The organism is Fibrobacter sp. UWB3 (assembly GCF_002210405.1).
Classification (GTDB): domain Bacteria; phylum Fibrobacterota; class Fibrobacteria; order Fibrobacterales; family Fibrobacteraceae; genus Fibrobacter.
Genome location: NZ_MWQJ01000020.1, coordinates 1 through 1,421 on the forward strand (window position 1 = coordinate 1; position 1,421 = coordinate 1,421).

A 1,421-nucleotide genomic window follows, 5' to 3' on the forward strand; every position below is an offset into this window, starting at 1 on the left:
TGATGTGAACCCCGAAAGTTGGACACAACTTTCGGGGTTTTCATGTATAAGAAACACACAAAAGAAGAATGGGCCAAGGCGTTCGAACTCTACAAAGATGGATTCGACACTCCGTCAATTTCTCGGATGACAGGTCTGGAATTGTCCGAAATCAAGCGGCATATTCGACTCTATCGACAGACGGGCTTTTGGCGGACGGAAAGGAAAACGAATGTTCGCTCAACACCAGCCTTGAAGAAGGCCGTTATTGACGCGGTCTTCAAGAAATCTCTATCTTATGCGGAAGTCATAGCCTTGTATGGCTTAAGTTTTACCAGCCTGGGTTCTTGGTTGCGTAAGTTCCGTCATGGCGGCTACGAAGAACTTCTTGCAACAAAGCCCAAAGGGAGATCCCCGAAGATGCCGAAACCGAAAAAAAGTACAAAAGGAATGAGCGAACTTGAACGCCTCAGGGAAGAGAACGAATATCTCAAGGCGGAGAATGCCTACCTAAAAAAATTAAAGGCCCTAGACCAGGAAGAGAACGCCGAGATGTTCGGTGTAGGGCCCAGGTCATCAGAGAACTGAGCGACAAGCACTCTCTAAGGCATCTTCTGAAGGCGGGCGGGCTGCCCCGTTCCACATACTATTACAATCTCCGCAAGAGACCTGACCGCTACGCAGACGAACGCATTCGGATCAAGTCCGTACACACGGAGAACAGGGGCTGCTACGGCTACCGCAGGATAGACGACCAGCTCAGAAAAGAGGGCTTCACCATCAATCACAAGACAATCATCAGGATTATGAGGGAAGAAAACCTGAAAAACGTCCGTAAACGCAGCAAATACCGTTCATACAAGGGCGAAATCGGCAAGGTTGCTCCAAACATACTTAACCGAGACTTCACCACGACCGGTCCCGACCAGAAGTGGGCAACGGACGTGACTCAGATAAATATCGGCATGGACAAGTGCTACCTATCGCCAGTACTCGACATGTACAATGGTGAAATCGTCAGCTATACCATATCGGACCATCCCGACCTGAAGATGGTCATGGACATGCTGGGAAAGGCCTTCGCCAAGGGCCGAACAAGGAGAGGATTGATACTCCACTCCGATCAGGGATGGCACTACCAGCACGCAATCTATCAAAAATCGCTACGTGACCACGAAATCATCCAAAGCATGAGCCGCAAGGGCAACTGCCTGGACAACGCCATGATGGAGAACTTTTTCGGCATAATGAAATCGGAGTTGCTCTATCCAAACACCTTCAGGGATATGAATCACTTTAAGGCAGAACTCAGAAAATACATCGAGTATTACAATAACGATCGGATAAAACTACGCCTAAAAGGAATGAGCCCGGTGCAATACCGGACTCATAATACTGTTTTATCCTAACTTTAAACTGTCCAACTTTTTGGGTTCAGTTCA

The 1,421-nt window shown here is 48.1% G+C and carries 2 protein-coding genes; both read left to right on the top strand.

All coding sequences use genetic code 11. The annotated features are described in order from the left end of the window. The first annotated feature begins 42 nt into the window (after positions 1-42). On the top strand, positions 43-567 hold the full coding sequence (locus tag B7991_RS14590) for a helix-turn-helix domain-containing protein (RefSeq protein ID WP_088631487.1): 525 nt from the start codon (positions 43-45) through the stop codon (positions 565-567). A 26-nt stretch (positions 568-593) separates the two neighbouring features. Further along, on the top strand, positions 594-1,388 hold the full coding sequence (locus tag B7991_RS14595) for an IS3 family transposase (protein ID WP_254918004.1): 795 nt from the start codon (positions 594-596) through the stop codon (positions 1,386-1,388). Positions 1,389-1,421: the final 33 nt, after the last annotated feature.

Coding starts and splice junctions, on each gene's coding strand:
- B7991_RS14590 (WP_088631487.1), top strand. CDS start 43: ATGTATAAGAAACACACAAAAGAAGAATGGGCCAAGGCGTTCGAACTC.